The sequence below is a fragment of the Pseudomonas corrugata genome, from assembly GCF_001269905.1.
GTDB lineage: Bacteria > Pseudomonadota > Gammaproteobacteria > Pseudomonadales > Pseudomonadaceae > Aquipseudomonas > Aquipseudomonas corrugata.
The window spans coordinates 1-21,740 of sequence record NZ_LHVK01000028.1; the positions used below are offsets into that span (position 1 = coordinate 1).

The window sequence follows — 21,740 nt, forward strand, 5'->3', positions numbered from 1 at the left end:
CCGCTCGACTTGCATGTGTTAGGCCTGCCGCCAGCGTTCAATCTGAGCCATGATCAAACTCTTCAGTTCAAACATCTTTGGGTTTTGAGAAAACCCTAAACTTGGCTCAGCAATCGTTGGTTACATCTTTGATTTCTCGCGGAGTAACTTGTGATGCTGATAATCTGTTGACTAGCAGTCTGACTCCACAAGCACCCACACGAATTGCTTGATTCAGTTGTTAAAGAGCGGTGGGTTGAGCCTTTCGTCTCAACCGAGGCGCGCATTCTACAGCGCCCCGTGTATCTGTCAAGCGATTATTTTGGAAGTTTTCAAAGTTTTGTTTTTCAAAACCTCAACAACTTCAAGCACTTGCGCTTTCGATCTCTCGTTAGCGGGAGGCGAATTCTACAGCGTTAGTCGCTGCTGTCAACACCTCTTTTTCACCGCTTTCGACCGAGAAGATCGAACCGTCAACCGAGCCAGACAACCTGCCCTGCCAACTCCTTCCGCGACTTCGATGAACTGAAGCCCCGCCTCGCCTGAAACCTTCTAACTCATTGAAACTCAAGGAGTTTTCCGTTTCGACTGCGCCGGAAGTGGGGCGAATTATAGAGACTCAGAATCTGCCGTCAACACCTAATTGCGTATTTCTATCTATTCGCGACATCTGGCCAATGAAATCCGCCCTATATATAGACGCTGACGCTCAAAGTGCGCAATATATTGCTCAAAACCGTCGTCTTCCCCGCCCTTACTCTGGACAAACCTTCGCAATGAATCCCCCACATCGCAGCCTGGCCTCCACTCTTTACCCGGTTGCCCTGCTTTTAGTCGCCATGGCATCCATTCAGTCTGGAGCATCCCTGGCCAAAAGTATGTTCCCTCTAATAGGCGCCCAAGGCACTACGACGCTACGACTCATTTTTGCCAGCATCATCATGCTGCTACTGCTGCGTCCCTGGCGCGCCAAACTGACAGCCCAATCCCTGCGCACCGTAATTGTCTATGGAATGGCGCTGGGCGGCATGAACTTCCTCTTCTATATGTCAGTGCGCACGACGCCGTTGGGAATTGCCGTGGCACTGGAGTTTACCGGCCCTCTGGCGGTGGCAATCTATAATTCGCGGCGGGCAATCGACTTTCTCTGGATTGCCTTGGCAGTGATCGGCCTGCTCCTGCTGATACCGACAGGAGCCACCACCACCGGCATCGACCCAATCGGCGCCAGCTATGCATTGGGCGCGGGCGTCTGCTGGGCGCTCTATATCCTGTTTGGCCAGAAAGCCGGCGCAGACAATGGCGTACAGACTGCCGCGCTGGGGGTAGTGATCGCAGCCCTGTTCGTAGCCCCTATAGGAATCGTCCATGCCGGAGCCGCGTTGCTGACACCGAGCCTGATTCCAGTCACCATTGGTGTAGCCATCCTTTCCACGGCCCTGCCCTACACCCTCGAAATGATTGCCTTGACCCGCCTGCCTGCCCGCACCTTTGGCACCTTGATGAGCGTCGAACCCGCCGTCGCGGCCCTTTCAGGATTTGTATTCCTCCAGGAGTACTTGTCATTGGCCCAGTGGATGGCGATTGCCTGCATCATTCTTGCATCAATCGGCGCAACTCTGACCCTGAATAACGCCGTAAAGCCCGCCATCGCAGCGGATTGAAGCAGGATTTAACGAAGCTCTGGCATTTGCCGCGCATTTAGGCCATGTTTAGGTCGGTAACCCAATGTCAAACATGGAATTTTTCATACAGGACGTCACGAACGCTTCAAGCGCAAGCGAATGTAGTCATACGTGGACAGAGATTCACGACGGCGTTAAGGACGGGAATGAAACGAATCTTGATATTGGTCGCCGTACTTGCAGTTGCGGGCTGCGCGGCGACGACTAAAACTGAAGTGAAACGCGGTAAGAAAGCTCTGCACATCAATTGCTCCGGCCTGACTTCGTCCTGGGACCAGTGCATCGCCAGTGCCGCCAACTCCTGCGCTCCCAAGAGTTACAAGGTCATTGCCAAGTCAGGAGATGCGGTCGAAGAGCCGGGGGATTATCCTTTCGGACTCAACCCCGCCGGCTACACCAGCCGCAGCATGATCGTCATCTGCAAGTAGCGAACGGTCCTCAACCAACCTGCTCCTCGGCTATTCGACGACTTATCTCCTGCTGGCTGGACTTGAGGACATTACGCTGGATCTCTGGCGCGACCAGCATGCGCGCAACGACCAGCGCCCCAACGCATTGCGACAGGATGGCCCAGGCCAGACTGTCGTTTTCCAGTATCCGTGCCCAGCTCTCATGCAAACGACAGATCCACGTTTGCGCAGCCTCCCGCACCTGTACATCCGAGCGTGCGATTTCAGCGCCAAGCACCGGCAGCGCGCAGCCGGCCTCAGGCTGTTCTAAGTGACTCATGCTCAGGTACTGCTTGAGACACCGCTCCAGCCTGGCAGAGTCCAGGACATGGTCACCGCTCAGTCGCTCCAGGCTTTGGGTCAACTCCCGCTCGACGATGGCCTTGAAAAGCTCGTCCTTGGAGGAAAAATGGCTATAGAACGCCCCGCCGCTCAACCCGATCGCCTTCATCAGGCCATCAACGCCTACCGTCGAAAACCCGGATTTCTTGGCCGATACGGCACTGCTGGCGAGCAGCTTTTCCCGGGTCTCCATTTTGTGATTGGCTGAATAACGCATGAGTCCTGCCTCTGATCGCTCAACTTGACGTACACCGGAGCGTAGCATAACGTTCGTTCAGCTAACGATCGTTTACCAATGAGGCTGATCATGGATAACAAGAAGGTCGTACTGGTAGTTGGCGCGGGGGATGCCACAGGTGGCGCGATTGCCAAACGTTTCGCGCAGGAAGGATTTGTAGCGTGCGTAACCCGCCGTAGCGCCGACAAACTCGCTCCGTTGGTCGAATCGATACGCACCCAGGGCGGCGAAGCCCACGGTTTTGTTTGTGACGCGCGCAAGGAAGACGACGTGATCGCGCTCATCGAGCAAATCGAGAGTCAGATCGGCCCCATCGAGGCATTTGTTTTCAACATCGGCGCCAACGTGCCCTGCAGCATTCTTGAAGAGACCGCCCGTAAATACTTCAAGATCTGGGAGATGGCCTGTTTCTCGGGTTTCCTCAATGCTCGGGAAGTGGCTAAACGCATGGTCGAGCGCCAGCGCGGGACCATTCTGTTTACCGGTGCCACGGCGGGTTTAAGGGGCGCCTCGGGGTTCGCTGCATTCGCAGGAGCAAAACATGGCATCCGTGCGCTGGCCCAGAGCATGGCTCGCGAATTGGGGCCGCTGAACATTCATGTGGCGCATGTGGTGGTGGATGGCGCCATCGATACCGACTTCATCCGCGATAACTTTCCAGAGAAATACGCAACCAGGGATGAAGACGGCATCCTCAATCCCGAACACATCGCCGAAAACTATTGGTACCTGCATACCCAACCACGTGACGCCTGGACCTTCGAGCTGGACCTGCGCCCCTGGAACGAACGCTGGTAAGCCCCCCCATAACAAAAAGAGAGCTGTGACCATGAGCAAATCGGTGGAGTTTTTCTTTGATCTTGGCAGCCCGGCGGCCTACCTGGCATACACCCAATTGCCGCTGCTTTGCGCACACACCGGCAGCGAACTGGTTTACCGACCCATGTTGCTAGGAGGTGTCTTCAAGGCAACTGGCAATGCATCGCCGATTACGGTGCCGGCCAAAGGTGCGCATATGACCAGGGACCTGGAGCGCTTCGCCAAGCGCTACGGCGTGGCTTTCAAACTCAATCCGTACTTTCCGATCAATACGCTGTCGTTGATGCGCGCCACAACCGGCATGCAACTGCGTCATCCTGAACGCTTCACTGCGTTCATCGACTGTCTGTTCCGCGCCTTATGGGTCGACGCCCGTGATCTCGGCCATCCGCAGACCGTAGCAACAGTACTGGAGGAAGGTGGTTTCGACCCCGGCCATGTGCTGGCACTGACAACTGACGAGCAGGTCAAGGCAGCCCTCAAGACAACCACCGACGAAGCCATTGCCCGGGGCGTGTTCGGTGCCCCCAGCATGTTCGTCGACGATGAGTTGTTCTTTGGCCAGGATCGGCTGGACTTCGTCCGTGAAGCCCTTGGCTGATTCCGACGTCAGATCGCCTTCGTTCGCGTGTCCAGCCATTGAAGCGCACTGCCTTCCAGCAACGGGCTCAGGCGACGCTGAACCTCGGCATGATAGGCATTGAGCCAAGTCTTTTCGTCCTGGCTCAGCAACGACGGTTCCAGGCAGCGCGTGTCGATTGGACATAAGGTCAGGGTTTCAAACTCAAGGAATTCACCGAACTCGCTGCTCCCTGCCTCGCGGTTCAAGGCCAGGTTCTCGATGCGTACACCCCAGCGTCCCGGACGGTAAGTCCCCGGCTCGATGGAGGTGATCATGCCTGGCTGCATGGCCGTCTGTGGCGTGGGAGCCGCCTGGTAGGCGATGACCTGCGGCCCCTCATGGACGTTCAGGAAATAACCGACACCGTGACCGGTACCGTGACCGTAATCCACCTGTTCGGCCCAGATCGGCGCCCGTGCGATGGCATCCAGCAGCGGCGACAGAATGCCACGCGGGAATCGGGCCCTGGACAAGGCAATGACGCCCTTGAGCACACGCGTGCAGTCACGCTTCTGTTCAGTGTTGGGCATCCCAACCGGCACCATGCGGGTGATGTCGGTAGTGCCGCCCAGGTATTGGCCGCCCGAATCGATCAACAACAACCCATCGCCCTCGATGACCGCGTGCGCCTCTTCCGTGGCGTGGTAATGGGGCATCGCACCGTTGGCGTTGAAAGCTGCAATGGTGTTGAAGCTCAGGGAGACAAAATCCGGCCGGCGTTTGCGTGCCGCAGTCAGGTGCTCATCAATGGTCAGTTCGGTGATGCGCTCCCGCCCCCAGGCGCCTTCCAACCAGGCGAAGAACTCACAGAGCGCTGCGCCATCCTGCTCCATCGCGCGACGGATATGCTCGGCATCGGCCAGGCTCTTGCAGGACTTGGCCAGCGTCGTGGGATTGAGCCCTTCCACCCGCTTCACGCCACTGTCCAGGTTATCCAGTAAACCGACCGTGACCCGCGCCGGATCGACCAGCAGGCTCGCGCCGGCAGGCACTTCACGCAGAGCGCTCGCTGCGTCGTTGTAATCACGCAGGGTCACGCCGTCCTGCTTGAGAACCGCACGCAATGCTTCATCGACCTTGTCCAGGGCCACGAACAACGTTGCCTGCTGCTGGCTGATCAAGGCAAAAGAGACGAACACGGGATTGAACGATACGTCTGCGCCGCGCAGGTTGAATAACCAGGCAATGTCGTCCAGCGTGGCGATGAAGTGCCAGTCGGCGCCGCGCGCCTTGAGGGTTTCACGCAACCTGGCGATTTTCTCGATCCGGCTGACGGTCGCCTCGGGTGGCAAGTGCGCGTACACCGGCTGATCGGGCAGGCTTGGGCGGTCGGACCAGGCCTCATTGAGCAGATCCAGATCGGTGCGCAAGCGCGCGCCTCGCTCTTCGAGTTTGCTCGCCAAGGTCCGGGCCGGTGCCACGGCCATTACCGCACCGTCGACCGCGACCACGCCGCCTTCGGGCGTCTGTTCGGCCAGCCAGTCCAGCGGACCGGGCTGACCCGGAATGAGCTTGACCAGTTCGATACCACTGCCCTTCAGTTCCTGGGTGGCCTGTTCCCAATAACGACTGTCGGCCCAGACCCCGGCGAAGTCTTTCGTCACGACCAAGGTCCCGACCGAGCCGTGGAAACCCGACAACCATTGCCGCCCTTGCCAATAGCCCGGCAAATATTCCGACAGATGCGGATCAGCCGACGGCACCAGCAGCGCGTGGATGCCCTCCCGGCTCATCAGTTGGCGGATGCGGGCCAGGCGCTGGGGAACCCGCTCATGGGACAGAGGCTCGGTACTCATTGTTTCTCCTGTTATCAATATTATTGTTCGGTGCTCAAACATCCGGCTCAGGGGGTACTGGCCCAGAAAGCCGGTGTTGCCACACAGCAAGCCTTGATCCGCCCGGCCGCGCGAGCATCGTGTGCCATGCCAGCAGCACATGGGACGGCGTGTTCGCCGAATTGCAGACTGACGTGGTGGAAAAGGCAAGCGAAGCAGTCAGCGCAGCCGGATTGAACTCCCCCTCGTTGAACGTCAGGCTCGACGTATCGGGAATTCACTGGGTCGCACTGCCGTTGATACACACACCGGGCAGCGCCAACAACGGCTGGAGCAAACGATTGCGCAAACGGGTGATTTTTCCTGATCCACCTTAAAGAAGTGAGACTTCGTTTAAAAGTGCGGAGGAACGCATCTGAACAGCGAGCTTAGCAGGCATCCAATCGAAGCTCAGCCCCTCATCTGATGCTTTCGAGCAATAACGGATACAGCGAGGCCACCAGCAACAGCGCCATTCCCCAGTTGAACAGACGCAGCCAGCGACGATCACGCAGCAAGTTGCGCAACAGGCTGCCGCAGACCACCCACAGGCTGACACTGGGCAGGTTGATCAGAGCGAACACCGCTGCGATCACCACTACATTGAAGAAGTAGCCTTGAAGCGGCGTGTAGGTGCTGATGGCGCCGATGGCCATGATCCAGGCCTTGGGATTGACCCATTGAAATGCCGCGGCGCCCCAGTAGCTGATCGGCGTGCGTTCTCCTGATCCGCTTTCCGAGACCGGTCCAGAGTGGGCAATTTTCCACGCCAGGTATAACAGGTACGCGGCGCCAACGTAGCGCAGCACGGTATAGAGCAGCGGATATGCCTGGAACACTGCGCCCAGGCCAAAGCCCACCGCCAGCACCAGGACGAAGAAACCACAGCTGATACCCAGCATATGGGGGATGGTACGGTTGAAGCCGAAATTCACTCCAGAGGCCAGCAACATGGTGTTGTTGGGACCCGGTGTAATCGAGGTGACAAGGGCAAACAGGGCAAAGCCCAGCAGCAGGTCCAGCGAAAGGGTCATGGCGATCAGTCCGTCGTGTGGTCAGGTGATGACCCTACTCTTGGTGCTGTCGCAAACCCATGGACAGTTGGGTAAAACTTCCGGCGGTACAGTCTCTCAGCTTGGCTTCCCGGACAATTGCACCGGCTGTCCGGCGCTCATTTCACCACGATCGTCAAAGCCACTGTTTTTCTGCGATGGGCCAAGCAGCTCGGCTTTCTTCGCGTGGTATTCATCGAACGAAAGGCCCCGGCGATTCAAGGCTTCAAGGGCCAGTTCGCGGGTTTCCTCGGCGGTGTAGGGGCGCAGTTCTGGCGACGAGGCGGCGCAACCGCTCAATACAGTGGCGGCCAACAGCAGCGAAACGGCAAAGATACGATTCATGGCGAGTGTCCGGTGTCGTGGGGCGATGAACAAAGGCTACCCGCCGGCCCTGCACGGCAGAAATCAACCCTCTTGATAGTGGGTATCGCCCCTCCGGATCCCATTACGCTCAACCAACCAGCTGACACTGCAGCGCATTATCCGGACTGCGTTCGATGCTGCGGATCACCTGGAACGAACCAAACGTTACGGCTTTGGCTCGGTGGGTCTGGATCAGCCACCAGAAATCCTGCTCACCGCTTTCAAACCGTCGAAAAGCCGCCTCGCCCGCTTCGCGGGTTTGCCACTGCAAATAATTGAGTACACGCCTGCCGTCCTCGCTGACCTGGATACTGGCACTCAGGAAGCCTTGATGCTCCCGCGCCAGGCATTCGGTCTGCTCCGACAGGGCGGTGATCAACGCCTGTTGCCAGAGGGGCTCGATCTCGAATTCGATCAGTTGGGTGAAGCTGCGATTGTTCCTTGGCGATTGCATGAAAGGTCCTCGACACACGTAAGGTGAATCTTGCGATCCGAAGGCGTGCAGCGTAAAACCTCTACTTAAGTCAAGGTCAAGCAACGTATCCGCTATGGCACAGATAGATATCCATAAAGAACTCACCGTGGGCCAAGTGGCCGCTCGCAGCGGCGTGGCCGTCACCGCCCTGCACTTCTATGAAGCCAAGGGGCTGATCAAAAGTACCCGCAACCAAGGCAACCAACGCCGCTACCCGCGTGGGGTGTTGCGGCGTGTGGCGCTGATCAAGGTGGCCCAGCGCCTGGGTATTCCCTTGGCGGAGATTGGCGAGGCATTGAAGACCCTGCCAGACAACCGCGCCCCAACGGCTGCCGATTGGCAGGTCCTGTCGGCGCAATGGAGCCAGGACCTGGATAAACGTATCAACCAATTGATGGCTTTGCGCGACCGGCTGAACGGTTGTATAGGCTGCGGCTGCCTGTCGATGGAAGCCTGCCCACTGCGTAACCAAGGCGATGTGCTGGGCGAGCGTGGACCGGGCGCGCATCTGCTGGACGAGTCATGAGGCGTTCGTCGGGACCTGGAGCGACTCGAAATCACTGGCCTATAGTGAATGGGCGCAAATCGTCGAAGCCTCTCTTCGCCCGATAAAAAAGGAGAAACGTCATGGGCGTCAAAGCCATTCCCGAAGGTTTCCACAGCATTACGCCCTACCTGGGCATTCATAAAGCCGCCGAAGCCATCGAGTTCTACAAAAAAGCCTTCAATGCCATCGAGGTCATGCGTCTGGCAATGCCCGACGGAGGCATCGGTCATGCCGAACTGCGGATCGGCGGCAGTCCGATCATGCTCGGCACGCCCTGCGATCAGGGCCCCCTGAGCAATCCAGACCAATCGCCGTCGGTGGGCCTGCATTTATATGTCGAGGACGTGGACCGTGTGTATGCCCAGGCGATTGCCGCCGGTGGCACGGTGATCGCCGAGGTCAAGGATCAATTCTATGGTGATCGCTCCGGCAGCTTGAAGGATCCCTATGGGCATGTGTGGTTCCTGGCGACCCACAAGGAGGATCTGACGCAGGAACAGATCGAGCAACGGGCCAGGGAGATGTTCCAACAGGGCTGAACCGCCTCGATCAGTCAAACCACAACCTTGTGGGAGCGAGCCTGCTCGCGATAGCGTCGGGTCAGCAACATCATTGTTGGTTGACACACCGCTATCGCGAGCAGGCTCGCTCCCACAATGACTCAATCCAGATCCCTGCGGTGGATCAGAACGTGTCTGCCGGTACCCGCACGAACCCTTCCATCAACACCCGCGCGCTGCGACTCATGATGGCTTTGTTTACGGTCCATTCGCCATTGGCCTGGCTCGCCTCGGCGCCGACGCGCAAGGTGCCGGACGGGTGGCCGAAACGCACAGCGTTGCGCTCGGTACCGCCTGCGGCCAGGTTCACCAGGGTGCCCGAAATAGCGGCGGCGGTGCCGATGGCGACTGCGGCGGTGCCCATCATGGCGTGGTGGAGCTTGCCCATGGACAGCGCCCGCACCAGCAAGTCGACGTCCCCCGCCGCTACGGCTTTTCCACTCGATGAAACGTAGTCCGCTGGCGGCGCGACAAACGCCACCTTCGGCGTGTGCTGACGTTGGGCGGCTTCGTCCAGTTGCTTGATCAGCCCCATGCGCAGGGCACCGTGGGCGCGGATGGTTTCGAACATCGCCAGGGCCTTGGGGTCGCCATTGATAGTGCCCTGCAGCTCAGTGCCGGTATAGCCGATGTCCCGGGCATTGATGAAAATCGTCGGAATGCCGGCGTTGATCAGGGTCGCCTTGAGCGTACCGACGCCGGGTACTTCCAAGTCGTCCACCAGGTTGCCGGTGGGAAACATCGAACCACCCCCACCTTCTTCCTCGGCGGCCGGGTCCATGAACTCCAGTTGCACTTCTGCCGCCGGGAAAGTCACCCCGTCGAGTTCGAAATCACCGGTTTCCTGCACCGCGCCATCGGTCATCGGCACATGGGCAATGATGGTCTTGCCGATGTTGGCCTGCCAGATCCGCACCACGGCCACGCCGTTTTGTGGAATGCGGCTGGACGCCACCAAGCCACTGCTGATGGCAAACGAACCCACCGCTGCCGACAGGTTGCCGCAGTTGCCGCTCCAGTCCACGAACGGCTTGTCGATGGAGACCTGGCCGAACAGGTAATCGACATCGTGGTCGGCCCGGTTGCTCTTGGACAGGATCACCGTCTTGCTGGTGCTGGACGTCGCGCCGCCCATGCCGTCGATCTGTTTCTCGTACGGATCGGGACTGCCAATGACCCGTAGCAGCAAGGCATCGCGCGCCGCGCCGGGGACACGGGCGGCTTCGGGCAGGTCCGTCAAATTGAAGAACACGCCCTTGCTGGTGCCACCGCGCATGTAGGTGGCGGGGATTCTGATCTGTGGTGAAAAGCGTGGTGCATGAGACATGAAGCACCTACTCCCTATCGTGAGATTTAAACGGCGACCGCCGATTCAAGAAAATCCTGGGCAAAGCGCTGCAACACGCCACCCGCTTCATAGATCGACACCTCTTCAGCCGTATCGAGACGGCAGGTCACCGGCACTTCAACACGCTCGCCGCTCTTGCGAGTGATGACCAGGGTCAGCGTCGCGCGTGGGGTGCGCTCGCCAATCACGTCATAGATTTCGCTGCCATCGATGCCCAGGGTCTTACGATCGGTGCCAGGCTTGAACTCCAGCGGCAACACGCCCATGCCCACCAGGTTGGTGCGATGGATACGCTCGAAGCCTTCGGCGGCAATCGCCTCGACACCGGCCAGGCGTACGCCCTTTGCGGCCCAGTCCCGGGACGAACCCTGGCCGTAGTCGGCACCGGCGATGATGATCAGCGGCTGCTTGCGTTCCATGTAGGTTTCGATGGCTTCCCACATCCGCATGACCTTGCCTTCGGGCTCGACCCGTGCCAGGGAACCCTGCTTGACCTTGCCGTTTTCCTGGACCATTTCGTTGAACAGTTTCGGGTTGGCGAAGGTGGCGCGCTGGGCGGTCAAATGGTCGCCCCGGTGCGTGGCGTAGGAGTTGAAGTCTTCCTCCGGCAAGCCCATTTTCGCCAGGTATTCGCCGGCGGCGCTGTCCAGCATGATCGCGTTGGACGGCGACAGGTGATCGGTGGTGATGTTGTCCGGCAGCACCGCCAACGGACGCATGCCTTTGAGCGGTCGCGCCCCCGCCAGCGCGCCTTCCCAGTAAGGCGGACGCCGGATGTAGGTGCTTTGCGGACGCCAGTCGTACAGCGGCGTGACTTTCGGCCCGGTGTCTTCCTGGATGGCAAACATCGGGATGTACACCTGGCGGAACTGTTCCGGTTTCACCGAGGCCTTGACCACCGCTTCGACTTCCTCGTCACTCGGCCAGATGTCCTTGAGACGGATTTCCCGACCGTCCACCACGCCCAGCACATCCTTCTCGATGTCGAAACGGATGGTCCCGGCGATGGCGTAGGCCACTACCAATGGCGGCGAAGCAAGGAACGCCTGTTTGGCGTATGGATGGATACGTCCATCGAAGTTGCGGTTACCCGACAGCACAGCGGTGGCGTACAGGTCGCGGTCGATGATTTCCTGCTGGATCACCGGGTCCAGAGCGCCGGACATGCCGTTGCAGGTGGTGCAGGCGAAAGCCACCACGCCGAAGCCCAGTTGCTCCAGCTCCTTGGTCAGACCGGCTTCATCCAGGTACAGCGCCACGGTTTTCGAACCCGGTGCCAGGGACGATTTGACCCACGGTTTGCGGGCCAGGCCCAAGCGATTGGCATTGCGTGCCAAGAGGCCAGCAGCAATGACGTTGCGCGGGTTGCTGGTGTTGGTGCAACTGGTGATGGCGGCGATGATCACTGCACCGTCGGGCATCTTCCCTGGCACATCGGTCCATTGCCCGGCGATGCCGCTGGCCGCCAGATCGGCGGTCGCGACGCGGGCATGAGGGTTGCTCGGCCCGGCCATGTTGCGCACCACCGAGGACAGGTCGAAGGTCAGGCCTCGCTCGTACTGTGCGCCCTTGAGGCTGTCGGCCCACAGGCCTACTTGCCGGGCGTAGGTTTCCACCAATTGCACCTGCGCGTCTTCACGGCCGGTGAGCTTGAGGTAGTCGATGGTCTGCTGGTCGATGTAGAACATCGCCGCCGTGGCGCCGTATTCCGGAGCCATGTTGGAGATGGTTGCACGGTCGCCCAGGGTCAGCGCCCGCGCGCCTTCACCGAAAAACTCCAGCCAGGCGCCAACGACCTTTTGCTTGCGCAGGAATTCGGTCAGCGCCAGCACCATGTCGGTGGCCGTGATGCCGGGTTGCAACTTGCCGGTCAGCTCGACACCGACGATCTCCGGCAGGCGCATCCACGAGGCGCGACCGAGCATGACACTCTCGGCTTCCAGCCCACCGACGCCAATGGCGATCACGCCCAAGGCGTCGACATGGGGCGTATGACTGTCGGTGCCCACGCAGGTATCAGGGAAGGCTACGCCGTCCCGTTGCTGGATCACCGGGGACATTTTTTCCAGGTTGATCTGATGCATGATCCCGTTGCCCGGCGGAATCACATCGACATTCTTGAAGGCCTTTTTGGTCCAGTTGATGAAGTGGAAGCGGTCTTCGTTGCGGCGGTCTTCAATCGCACGGTTCTTGGCGAATGCCTGAGGATCGAAGCCCGCGCTTTCCACTGCCAGGGAGTGGTCGACGATCAGTTGGGTCGGCACCACCGGGTTGACCTGTGCCGGGTCGCCACCCTGCTGGGCGATGGCATCGCGCAGGCCAGCCAGGTCCACCAGGGCGGTCTGGCCGAGAATGTCATGGCAGACCACTCGCGCCGGGAACCATGGGAAGTCCAGGTCGCGCTTGCGCTCGATCAGTTGCAGCAGCGACTCGCCCAGAGTGGCCGGGTCGCAGCGACGCACCAGGTTTTCCGCCAGCACGCGCGAAGTGTACGGCAGGCCGTCGTAGGCGCCGGGACGGATGGCATCCACGGCCCCGCGAACGTCGAAGTAATCCAGCGAAGTGCCGGACAGCGGTTTGCGAAATTCTGTGTTCATCGTCAGGACTCGGTCACGGTGGGTTCAGAAGGGGCTGGTGCAGCCATTGAAGTGAGCCTGTTCTTCTGTGGGAGCGAGCCTGCTCGCGATTGTGGTGTGTCAGCCAACCATGAGGTTGCTGACCCGACGCTATCGCGAGCAGGCTCGCTCCCACAGGGTTCTGGGTTTCTCCAGTACCTGCGGTTAAACCCCTCCAGCTCAGCGTTGTTCGATTGGCACGAACTTGCGCTGTTCGACGCCGGTGTACTCGGCGCTCGGGCGGATGATGCGGTTGTTGGCGCGTTGTTCGAACACATGGGCGGCCCAGCCGGTCAGGCGCGAGCAGACGAAGATCGGCGTGAACAGCTTGGTCGGGATGCCCATGAAATGGTACGCCGAGGCATGGTAGAAATCGGCGTTGGGGAACAGCTTCTTCTGTTCCCACATGGTCTTGTCGATGGCTTCGGAAACCGGGAACAGCACGGTGTCGCCCACTTCATCGGCGAGTTTTTTCGACCAGCCCTTGATCACCTCGTTGCGCGGGTCGTTGTCCTTATAGATCGCGTGGCCGAAGCCCATGATCTTGTCCTTGCGCTCCAGCATCGCCAGGGTGCCCTTGATCGCCGCTTCCGGCGAATCGAAGCGTTCGATCATTTCCATGGCCGCTTCATTGGCGCCGCCATGCAGCGGGCCGCGCAGCGAGCCAATCGCCGCGGTGATGCAGGAAAACAGGTCCGACAGGGTCGAGGCACAGACCCGTGCGGTGAAGGTCGAAGCGTTGAATTCGTGCTCGGCGTAGAGGATCAGCGACACGTTCATCACCTTGACGTGCAGCTCGCTCGGTTTCTTGCCGTGCAACAGGTGCAGGAAATGGCCGCCGATGGACGCTTCGTCGGTCACACATTCAATGCGCTGGCCCTGGTGACTGAAGCGATACCAGTAGCACATGATCGCCGGGAACGCGGCCAACAGGCGATCGGTCTTGTCGTGCTGTTCGGAGAAACTTTCCTCGGGCTCCAGATTGCCCAGGAACGAGCAGCCGGTGCGCATCACGTCCATCGGGTGGGCGTTGGCGGGAATGCGTTCCAGCACTTCCTTCAGCGCCTGGGGCAAGTCGCGCAATTGATGCAGTTTGCCGATGTAAGCATCCAACTGCGCCCGGGTCGGCAGTTCGCCGTACAGCAACAGGTAGGCCACTTCTTCGAATTGCGCATCAGCCGCCAGGTCACGAACGTCATAGCCGCGATAGGTCAGGCCGGCGCCGGACTGGCCCACGGTGGACAAGGCGGTTTGCCCGGCTACCTGGCCACGGAGCCCGGCGCCACTGAGTACTTTTGCTTCGGCCATTTGCTGTCTCCAGTTCTTGAATTTGTAGGGAATCGGCCCGTTATTTTTTCGCAGCGAACAACGCATCGAGCTTCTGCTCGAAGGTGTGGTAGTCGATACGATCGTAGAGCTCCATGCGGGTCTGCATGGTGTCGATCACATTCTGTTGCGTGCCGTCGCGACGGATTGCGGTGTAGACGTTTTCGGCGGCCTTGTTCATGGCACGGAACGCCGACAGCGGGTACAGCACCAGGGACACGTCGGCACCGGCCAACTGCTCGGTGGTATAGAGCGGCGTCGCGCCGAACTCGGTGATGTTGGCCAGGATCGGCGCCTTCACGCGGCTGGCGAACAGCTTGTACATCTCGAGTTCGGTAATCGCTTCGGGGAAAATCATATCCGCACCGGCTTCGATGCAGGCGGCCGCACGGTCCAGCGCGGACTCCAGGCCTTCCACCGCCAGGGCATCGGTGCGGGCCATGATCACGAAGCTGTCGTCGGTGCGGGCATCAACGGCAGCCTTGATGCGGTCAACCATTTCCTGCTGCGAGACGATCTCCTTGTTCGGCCGATGGCCGCAACGCTTGGCACCGACCTGGTCTTCGATGTGGATCGCCGCCGCGCCGAACTTGCTCATCGACTTGACGGTGCGAGCCACGTTGAACGCCGAGGAACCAAAACCTGTGTCCACGTCCACCAGCAGCGGCAGGTCGCACACGTCGGTGATCCGGCGCACATCGGTCAGCACGTCATCCAGGCCGGTAATGCCCAGGTCCGGCACGCCGAGGGAACCGGCTGCCACGCCACCGCCCGACAGGTAGATCGCCTTGAAACCGGCGCGTTTGGCAAGCAGCGCGTGGTTGGCGTTGATCGTGCCGACCACCTGCAACGGGTGTTCGGTGGCGACCGCATCGCGGAATCGCTGGCCTGGCGTGCTCTTGCTGGAACTCATGACTCACCTCGTTCAGTGGCGGCGCTGTCCTGGAAATGACGCGCAATGTTGCGTTTGGAAGCGCCGATGTGCCGGCGCATCAATAATTCAGCCAATTCGCCGTCACGGTCGGCGATGGCATCGAGAATCCGGTGATGCTCGGCAAAGGCCTGACGCGGACGATTGGGTGTGGTGGAGAACTGGATGCGGTACATGCGTACCAGTTGATACAACTCACCGCAGAGCATCTGCGTCAGGGTGCGGTTGCCGCTGCCCTGGATGATCCGGTAGTGAAAATCAAAATCGCCTTCCTGTTGGTAATAGCCGACGCCGGCCTGGAATGCCGCGTCGCGCTCATGGGTTTCCAGGACCTGGCGCAGTTCGTCGATTTCCGCCAGGGTCATGCGCTGGGCTGCCAGGCGGCAGGCCATACCTTCCAGGGACTCGCGGATTTCGTAGAGCTCCAGCAACTCGGCATGGCTCAGGGACACGACCCTGGCACCGACATGAGGCACCCGCACCAGCAGGCGCTGACCTTCCAGACGATGGATCGCTTCGCGCAGCGGGCCACGGCTGATGCCGTAGGTACGGGCCAGCTCGGGCTCGGAGATCTTGCTGCCAGGGGCGATTTCACCCTTGACGATGGCGGCCTGGATACGTCGGAAGACGTTTTCGGAAAGGGTTTCCGAATCGTCCTGGGCCAGCACCGGCACTTCGAGCTGATCGAGCATATTGTCGACACCTTCAGAATCAATACGACAAAAACTAAACAATCAAAGCGTATTCGTCAAAACAAAAAACAACATTGTCGACAATCGTCTAATAGAGCGCTCCATCCCGGCCGTCTTTTTGTCAGGTTCGCAGCATCCGGCCAGCGGTGGCGTCAGAAAACCACCGTGCTAGAATGCCGCGGCTGTTGGCCGCCCCCTGCTCTTCTTGCAGGAGAGAAAAGGCTACCGAAGGAGCTTGTGCAGTAATGCCAGGGCCTGAACCGATAAACGGAACGCCGTGCACCAGGATCTATGACATTCAAGCCCTTATCCGCTGTTCTCTGCTTCATCTGCCTGCCGGGGCTCGCTGCGGCGGGTGAAAAGACCGTGTACGGCCTCAACGAATATGCAGCGCTGCAGGGCATCGACCTGGAAGTCGCCGCCAAGCTGGACACCGGGGCCAAGACCGCCTCCCTCAGTGCCCGCGACATCAAGCGCTTTAAACGCAACGGCGAATCCTGGGTGCGTTTTTACCTCGCCATCGACGCTGCCCATTCGCACCCCATCGAACGTCCGCTGGCCCGAGTCAGCAAAATCAAACGCCGCGCCGGTGACTATGACCCGGACGAAGGCAAGAAATACACGGCCCGGCCGGTCATCGAACTGGATATCTGCATGGGCTCGGCCCTGCGCAGCATTGAAGTGAACCTGACCGACCGCAGCGCCTTCCAATACCCGTTGCTGATCGGTTCCGAGGCGCTCAAGCGCTTCGACGCACTGGTCGACCCCAGTCTCAAATACGCTGCCGGCAAACCCGCCTGCACCAATGCCGCTCTTACCGCAGAGTAATTCCAATGCGCGCTCTTACCCTCCATTTGAAAATGCTGATCGCCATCCTGGTGGCGCTGGGCCTGTCGGTGACGGCTTATCAGATTTTCGTGCTCGGCATCCCGGTGACCGAAGATGCCACGGACGATCTGTGGAACATCGATGCCAAGGTCGAATTCGTGCCCAACGCCAAGGATCCGGTGAAGATCCAGATGTTCGTGCCGCCGCTGAGCCGCGATTACGTCAGCCTCAACGAGAGTTTCATTTCCAACAATTATGGCGTAGCGGTGAACCGGATCGACGGCAACCGCAAGGTGACGTGGTCCGCTCGTCGGGCCAAGGGTAACCAGACACTTTATTACCGCCTGGTGTTGACCAAGCGCTACAGCGCCGAAAAAACCAAGCTCAAGGGACCGACCTTCCGCGACAGCATCGCCATTGAAGGCCCGGAGAAGATCGCCGCCGAAGCCCTGCTCGCGCCGATCCGCCAGCATTCGGCCGACGTCGAAACCTTCATCGGCGAAGCCATCAAGCGGGTCAACAACCTCAACGACGACAACGTCAAGCTGCTGCTGGCAGGCGACCCGTCTTCGAGCAACAAGGCGAGAATCGTGGAGTTGGTACTGTCCATCGCCCACGTGCCGGTGGAGAAGGTCCACACCATCCGTCTGGTGGCCGATCAGCCGCAAACGCCGGAACTGTGGCTGCGCAGCTTCAACGGCAACGACTGGCTGTATTTCAACCCCGACACCGGCGAACAGGGTCTGCCCACCGACCGCCTGCTGTGGTGGACCGGCGATGAAAACCTGATCAGCATCGATGGAGGCAAGAAAGCCACCGTCACCTTCAGCATGAACAACAGCGAAATGAACGCCATTCGCCTGGCCAAGCTGACGGACGAGAACACCGACGCCAACTTCCTCGAATATTCGCTCTACGGCTTGCCACTGCAAACCCAGCAGACATTCATGATCATGGTGATGATCCCCATCGGCGTGCTGGTGATCCTGGTTCTGCGCAACCTGATCGGCCTGCAGACCCTGGGGACCTTTACCCCGGTGCTGATTGCCCTGGCTTTCCGCGAAACCCAGCTGGGCTTCGGGATTGTTCTGTTCACGGTGATCACGGCCCTGGGCCTGTCACTGCGCTCCTACCTGGAACACCTCAAGTTGCAGATGTTGCCGAGGCTTTCGGTGGTACTGACGTTCGTGGTGGTGCTGATCGCCGCCATCAGCCTGTTCAGCCATAAGCTGGGCCTGGAGCGTGGCCTGTCGGTGGCGCTGTTCCCGATGGTGATCCTGACCATGACCATCGAACGCCTGTCCATTACCTGGGAAGAGCGCGGCGGCGGCCATGCCATGAAGGTCGCCGTCGGCACTCTGTTCGCCGCGTCCCTGGCGCACCTGATCATGAGCGTGCCGGAGCTGGTGTACTTCGTCTTCACCTTCCCGGCGATCCTGCTGATTCTGGTGGGCTTCATGCTGGCCATGGGTCGCTATCGCGGCTACCGCCTGACCGAGCTGGTGCGGTTCAAGGCCTTCCTCAAGGCTGACTCGTAATGTTCGGTTTCTGGAAAACCTGGAAGGCCCTGGAAGCCCGGGGGATCATGGGGATCAACCGGCGCAATGCCGACTACGTGCTCAAGTACAACAAACGCAGCCTGTACCCCATCGTCGATGACAAGATCATCACCAAGGAACGGGCCATCATCGCCGGCATCCATGTGCCGGAACTGTACGGCATCATCTCCACCGAAAAGGAGATCGACAAACTCGACGGGATCATCGGCGGGCGCACCGACTTCGTGATCAAGCCGGCCCAGGGCGCCGGTGGCGACGGCATCATCGTGATTGCCGACCGCTTCGAAGGCCGCTATCGCACCGTGTCCGGCAAGATCATCAGCCACGAGGAAATCGAGCACCATATTTCCAGCATCCTCACCGGCCTCTATTCCCTGGGCGGACACCGCGACCGGGCGCTGATCGAATACCGCGTGGTGCCGGACCAGATCTTCAAGAGCATCAGTTACGAAGGCGTGCCGGACATCCGCATCATCGTGCTGATGGGCTATCCGGTGATGGCCATGCTGCGTCTGCCGACCCGTCAGTCCGGTGGCAAGGCCAACCTGCACCAAGGCGCCATCGGCGTGGGTGTTGACCTTGCCACCGGCCTGACGCTGCGCGGCACTTGGCTGAACAACATCATCGCCAAACACCCCGACACCACCAACGCGGTAGATGGAGTGCAACTGCCATACTGGGACGGTTTCATGAAACTGGCCGCCGGCTGCCATGAGCTGTGCGGGCTGGGCTACATCGGCGTGGACATGGTACTGGACCAGGAGAAAGGCCCGTTGATCCTGGAGCTGAACGCCCGGCCGGGGTTGAACATCCAGATCGCCAACGACTGCGGCCTGACCCTGCGCACCCACGCCGTGGAAGCACACCTGGAAGAGCTCAAGGCCCGGGGGGTGGTTGAGACCGTGGAGGAGCGGGTGGCGTTTGCCCAGGCGTTGTTTGGGCATATTCCGCCGGTTGAAGGCTGAGCACTCAACCGACTTAATAGAAAACCTGTGGCGAGGGGATTTATCCCCGCTGGGTTGCGCAGCAGCCCCAAAACCAGTCACCTCTGTACATCAGATTGCCCGCGTTCAGCTGTTATGAGGGGGCCGCTGCGCGCCCCAGCGGGGATAAATCTCCTCGCCACAAGGGTTCACACCGCAGGAGTCTCGATAACCCTGGACTTGCTCATCTCCGACATCCCTCTAGGAGCAAATCCTACACAGGGATTACAATCGCTACCCCGCCTGAATGGCCGACCCACCCCGCCCATGCCGACCTGTTCCGTACACCCATTACCCTACCGCGCCAACCCCGCCGAGTATTTCGCGGCGATTCGTCATGCCCCCGGAAGCGTTCTGCTCGACAGCGGCCGGCCAAGCGCCGAACGCGGACGCTATGATCTGCTCAGTGCCTGGCCGCTGGAGCAGCTGGTGGTGCTGCCGGAAGAGAGTGGCGCCGATTTCTTGCAACGATTGCGCGCGCAACTGACGCAGTTGGGGCACGCTGTATTACCGGGCATGCTGCAATTGCCCTTCGCTGGCGGCCTGATCGGCTACCTGAGCTATGATTTCGGCCGACACCTTGAAGCCCTGCCCTCCCACGCCAAAGACGACCTGCAACTGCCCGACGCCCGGTTCGGCGTGTACGACTGGGCGCTGGTCAGCGACCACCAGGCCGGCACCAGCCAACTGGTGTTCCATCCGCATTGCCGCGAAAGTGAACGCCAGCGCCTGATCGCGCTGTTCAGCCAGCCGGTCCCGGCGACAGAGGCCGGCTTCAGACTTGAAAGCTCGATGGCCCCCGATCTCAATACCGACGAATATCGGCAGGCAATCGAGCGCATCCACGGTTATATCCAGGCCGGCGATTGTTACCAGGTCAACTTTGCGCAGCGATTCCGGGCTCCCTGCCGGGGGGATGCCTGGACCGCCTACCAGGCGCTGCGCGCAGCGTGCCCGACGCCGTTTTCCGGTTTCCAAAGCCTGCCCGACGGCGGTGCGGTACTGAGCCTGTCGCCCGAACGTTTCGTTAAAGTCAGCAAAAGCCATGTGGAAACCCGCCCGATCAAGGGCACCCGGCCACGTAGCCCATCGCCCGTCGAAGACGCGGCCCACGCCGCCGAACTGCTGGCCAGCCCCAAGGACCGGGCGGAAAACCTGATGATCGTCGACCTGCTGCGCAACGATCTGGGCCGCACCTGCCGGATCGGTTCGGTGCGCGTACCGGAACTGTTCAGCCTGGAAAGCTACCCGAACGTGCATCACCTGGTCAGCAGCGTGACCGGTGAGCTGGCCGACGGTAAAGACGCTCTGGACCTGATCGCCGGCAGCTTCCCCGGCGGCTCCATCACCGGCGCCCCGAAGATCCGCGCCATGCAGATCATCGACGAACTCGAACCAACCCGGCGCGGACTGTACTGCGGCTCCTTGCTGTACCTGGACGTGCGCGGAGAAATGGACAGCTCCATCGCCATTCGCAGCCTGCTGGTCAAGGATGGACAGGTGTGTTGCTGGGGTGGCGGCGGGATCGTCGCGGACTCGGACTGGCAGGCGGAGTATCAGGAGTCGATTACCAAGGTCAAAGTGCTGCTCGATACCTTGCAGAGCCTCTGAGCCTCAATACAGTCCTGTTTGATCGTTCCCACGCTCTGCGTGGGAATGCCGCCCCTGGACGCTCAGCGTCCGCTTGTGACGCAGAGCGTCACTGGATGCATTCCCAAGCGGAGCGTGGGAACGATCGATCAACAGCGTATGGGGTTACAGGCTCAGGTTGCGATTCGAGGCCTTGAGGAACTCCTGTTTCAACTCGGCAAAGCTGTGCACCGCCGGGAACTGCGGGAATTCCTGGATCACATTATCCGGCGCATGGAACAGAATCCCGGCGTCGGCTTCGCCGAGCATGGTGGTGTCGTTGTAGGAATCCCCCGCCGCGATCACCCGGTAATACAGGCTCTTGAAGGACAGGACCGACTGGCGCTTGGGATCTTTCTGACGCAGTTGATAGCCGGTCACCCGCCCGCCTTCATCCGTGATCAGACGATGGCACAGCAACGTCGGGAAACCCAATTGGCGCATCAGGGGTTGGGAAAATTCGTAGAACGTGTCAGAAAGAATCACCACCTGGAAGCGCTCGCGCAGCCAGTCGACAAACTCTATAGCGCCATCCAGCGGCTTGAGGGTGGCAATGACTTCCTGTATGTCGGAGAGTTTGAGGCCATGCTCGTCGAGGATGCGCAACCGTTGCTTCATCAGCACGTCGTAGTCGGGAATGTCCCGAGTGGTTGCCCTGAGGGATTCAATCCCGGTTTTTTCGGCGAAAGCGATCCAGATTTCCGGGACCAGCACCCCTTCCAGGTCGAGACAGGCAATTTCCACAAGACACTCCCATTTTTTGATGTTTATCGGTTGAGCGAACAAAAGGCCTGACGACTCTAGCCGCAACGCACAGGAACGCGCCAGCCCCGGCCACTTTTGTTACCATCAGCGCCTATAGAGCGCACAGCGCCACCGAC

21 protein-coding genes, 1 rRNA gene and 1 pseudogene are annotated in these 21,740 nt (G+C 60.0%); 10 read left to right on the plus strand and 13 right to left on the minus strand.

The features are described from left to right. Positions 1 to 69 (minus strand): 16S ribosomal RNA (locus tag AD665_RS27705); the annotation flags it as partial. 686 nt (positions 70 to 755) lie between these two features. Between AD665_RS27705 and rhtA the strand changes: the two genes are divergently transcribed. Together rhtA and AD665_RS24950 are read left to right on the plus strand one after the other, a co-directional pair. Then, complete coding sequence (gene rhtA / locus AD665_RS24945) at positions 756 to 1,643, plus strand: threonine/homoserine exporter RhtA (RefSeq protein ID WP_053194275.1); 888 nt, start codon at positions 756 to 758, stop codon at positions 1,641 to 1,643. Positions 1,644 to 1,810: 167 nt separating this feature from the next. Beyond that, entirely contained in the window at positions 1,811 to 2,092 is a 282-nt protein-coding gene (locus AD665_RS24950; RefSeq protein ID WP_024776816.1) for a hypothetical protein, read from the plus strand. A 10-nt stretch (positions 2,093 to 2,102) separates the two neighbouring features. Here AD665_RS24950 and AD665_RS24955 read toward each other — a convergent pair whose 3' ends face one another. Next, complete coding sequence (locus AD665_RS24955) at positions 2,103 to 2,672, minus strand: TetR/AcrR family transcriptional regulator (protein WP_053194276.1); 570 nt, start codon at positions 2,670 to 2,672, stop codon at positions 2,103 to 2,105. A 90-nt stretch (positions 2,673 to 2,762) separates the two neighbouring features. Here AD665_RS24955 and AD665_RS24960 point away from each other — a divergent pair, with 90 nt between their 5' ends. Both AD665_RS24960 and AD665_RS24965 read left to right on the plus strand, forming a co-directional pair. Further along, on the plus strand, positions 2,763 to 3,491 hold the full coding sequence (locus tag AD665_RS24960; protein WP_024776818.1) for an SDR family oxidoreductase: 729 nt from the start codon (positions 2,763 to 2,765) through the stop codon (positions 3,489 to 3,491). Between the two features lie 31 nt (positions 3,492 to 3,522). Continuing rightward, a complete protein-coding gene (locus AD665_RS24965; protein WP_024776819.1) occupies positions 3,523 to 4,113 on the plus strand; it encodes a 2-hydroxychromene-2-carboxylate isomerase in 591 nt (196 codons plus the stop codon). An 8-nt stretch (positions 4,114 to 4,121) separates the two neighbouring features. Here the strand turns inward: AD665_RS24965 and AD665_RS24970 are convergent, their stop codons facing one another. The 5 genes and pseudogenes from AD665_RS24970 to AD665_RS24985 all read right to left on the minus strand — a co-directional run bounded on the left by AD665_RS24970 (position 4,122) and on the right by AD665_RS24985 (position 7,820). Continuing rightward, positions 4,122 to 5,930 (minus strand): aminopeptidase P family protein, encoded by a 1,809-nt coding sequence (locus tag AD665_RS24970; RefSeq protein WP_053194277.1) that lies wholly within the window; start codon positions 5,928 to 5,930, stop codon positions 4,122 to 4,124. A 47-nt stretch (positions 5,931 to 5,977) separates the two neighbouring features. Then, a pseudogene (locus AD665_RS27965) lies at positions 5,978 to 6,267 on the minus strand (IscS subfamily cysteine desulfurase); the annotation flags it as partial. Positions 6,268 to 6,367: 100 nt separating this feature from the next. Beyond that, positions 6,368 to 6,982: a LysE family translocator gene (locus AD665_RS24975; protein WP_024776821.1), complete on the minus strand. Its 615-nt coding sequence runs from the start codon at positions 6,980 to 6,982 to the stop codon at positions 6,368 to 6,370. Between the two features lie 96 nt (positions 6,983 to 7,078). Continuing rightward, positions 7,079 to 7,345 (minus strand): hypothetical protein, encoded by a 267-nt coding sequence (locus tag AD665_RS24980; RefSeq protein ID WP_024776822.1) that lies wholly within the window; start codon positions 7,343 to 7,345, stop codon positions 7,079 to 7,081. Positions 7,346 to 7,454: 109 nt separating this feature from the next. Continuing rightward, on the minus strand, positions 7,455 to 7,820 hold the full coding sequence (locus tag AD665_RS24985) for an antibiotic biosynthesis monooxygenase (protein ID WP_053194278.1): 366 nt from the start codon (positions 7,818 to 7,820) through the stop codon (positions 7,455 to 7,457). Positions 7,821 to 7,914: 94 nt separating this feature from the next. Here AD665_RS24985 and soxR point away from each other — a divergent pair, with 94 nt between their 5' ends. Continuing rightward, positions 7,915 to 8,367, plus strand: a complete 453-nt coding sequence (gene soxR, locus AD665_RS24990) for a redox-sensitive transcriptional activator SoxR (RefSeq protein ID WP_024776824.1) — start codon at positions 7,915 to 7,917, stop codon at positions 8,365 to 8,367. A 101-nt stretch (positions 8,368 to 8,468) separates the two neighbouring features. Continuing rightward, complete coding sequence (locus AD665_RS24995) at positions 8,469 to 8,927, plus strand: VOC family protein (RefSeq protein ID WP_024776825.1); 459 nt, start codon at positions 8,469 to 8,471, stop codon at positions 8,925 to 8,927. A 145-nt stretch (positions 8,928 to 9,072) separates the two neighbouring features. Here the strand turns inward: AD665_RS24995 and prpF are convergent, their stop codons facing one another. From prpF to AD665_RS25020, 5 genes are all read right to left on the minus strand, one after another. Then, positions 9,073 to 10,275, minus strand: a complete 1,203-nt coding sequence (prpF, locus tag AD665_RS25000) for a 2-methylaconitate cis-trans isomerase PrpF (protein WP_053194279.1) — start codon at positions 10,273 to 10,275, stop codon at positions 9,073 to 9,075. Positions 10,276 to 10,301: 26 nt separating this feature from the next. Beyond that, positions 10,302 to 12,893 (minus strand): Fe/S-dependent 2-methylisocitrate dehydratase AcnD, encoded by a 2,592-nt coding sequence (gene acnD, locus AD665_RS25005; RefSeq protein WP_053194280.1) that lies wholly within the window; start codon positions 12,891 to 12,893, stop codon positions 10,302 to 10,304. 198 nt (positions 12,894 to 13,091) lie between these two features. Beyond that, on the minus strand, positions 13,092 to 14,219 hold the full coding sequence (prpC, locus tag AD665_RS25010; protein WP_024776828.1) for a bifunctional 2-methylcitrate synthase/citrate synthase: 1,128 nt from the start codon (positions 14,217 to 14,219) through the stop codon (positions 13,092 to 13,094). Positions 14,220 to 14,259: 40 nt separating this feature from the next. Continuing rightward, positions 14,260 to 15,150, minus strand: coding sequence for a methylisocitrate lyase (prpB, locus tag AD665_RS25015; protein WP_024776829.1), 891 nt, complete (start codon positions 15,148 to 15,150; stop codon positions 14,260 to 14,262). After that, the gene (locus AD665_RS25020) at positions 15,147 to 15,860 is read right to left on the minus strand and encodes a GntR family transcriptional regulator (protein ID WP_024776830.1); all 714 of its coding nucleotides are present in this window, start codon (positions 15,858 to 15,860) and stop codon (positions 15,147 to 15,149) included. The genes prpB and AD665_RS25020 overlap by 4 nt, the downstream gene beginning before the upstream one ends. A 291-nt stretch (positions 15,861 to 16,151) precedes the next feature. Between AD665_RS25020 and rloA the strand changes: the two genes are divergently transcribed. The 4 genes from rloA to pabB all read left to right on the plus strand — a co-directional run bounded on the left by rloA (position 16,152) and on the right by pabB (position 20,841). Next, positions 16,152 to 16,688 (plus strand): retropepsin-like aspartic peptidase RloA, encoded by a 537-nt coding sequence (rloA, locus tag AD665_RS25025; RefSeq protein WP_024776831.1) that lies wholly within the window; start codon positions 16,152 to 16,154, stop codon positions 16,686 to 16,688. Between the two features lie 5 nt (positions 16,689 to 16,693). After that, positions 16,694 to 18,226: an osmotic stress tolerance membrane protein RloB gene (gene rloB / locus AD665_RS25030; RefSeq protein WP_024776832.1), complete on the plus strand. Its 1,533-nt coding sequence runs from the start codon at positions 16,694 to 16,696 to the stop codon at positions 18,224 to 18,226. Further along, positions 18,226 to 19,212, plus strand: a complete 987-nt coding sequence (locus AD665_RS25035; RefSeq protein WP_024776833.1) for an alpha-L-glutamate ligase-like protein — start codon at positions 18,226 to 18,228, stop codon at positions 19,210 to 19,212. The genes rloB and AD665_RS25035 overlap by 1 nt, the downstream gene beginning before the upstream one ends. A gap of 285 nt (positions 19,213 to 19,497) precedes the next feature. Continuing rightward, positions 19,498 to 20,841 (plus strand): aminodeoxychorismate synthase component I, encoded by a 1,344-nt coding sequence (gene pabB / locus AD665_RS25040; protein WP_053194281.1) that lies wholly within the window; start codon positions 19,498 to 19,500, stop codon positions 20,839 to 20,841. 144 nt (positions 20,842 to 20,985) lie between these two features. Here pabB and thrH read toward each other — a convergent pair whose 3' ends face one another. Continuing rightward, positions 20,986 to 21,603, minus strand: coding sequence for a bifunctional phosphoserine phosphatase/homoserine phosphotransferase ThrH (gene thrH, locus AD665_RS25045; RefSeq protein WP_024776835.1), 618 nt, complete (start codon positions 21,601 to 21,603; stop codon positions 20,986 to 20,988). Between the last annotated feature and the right edge of the window lie 137 nt (positions 21,604 to 21,740).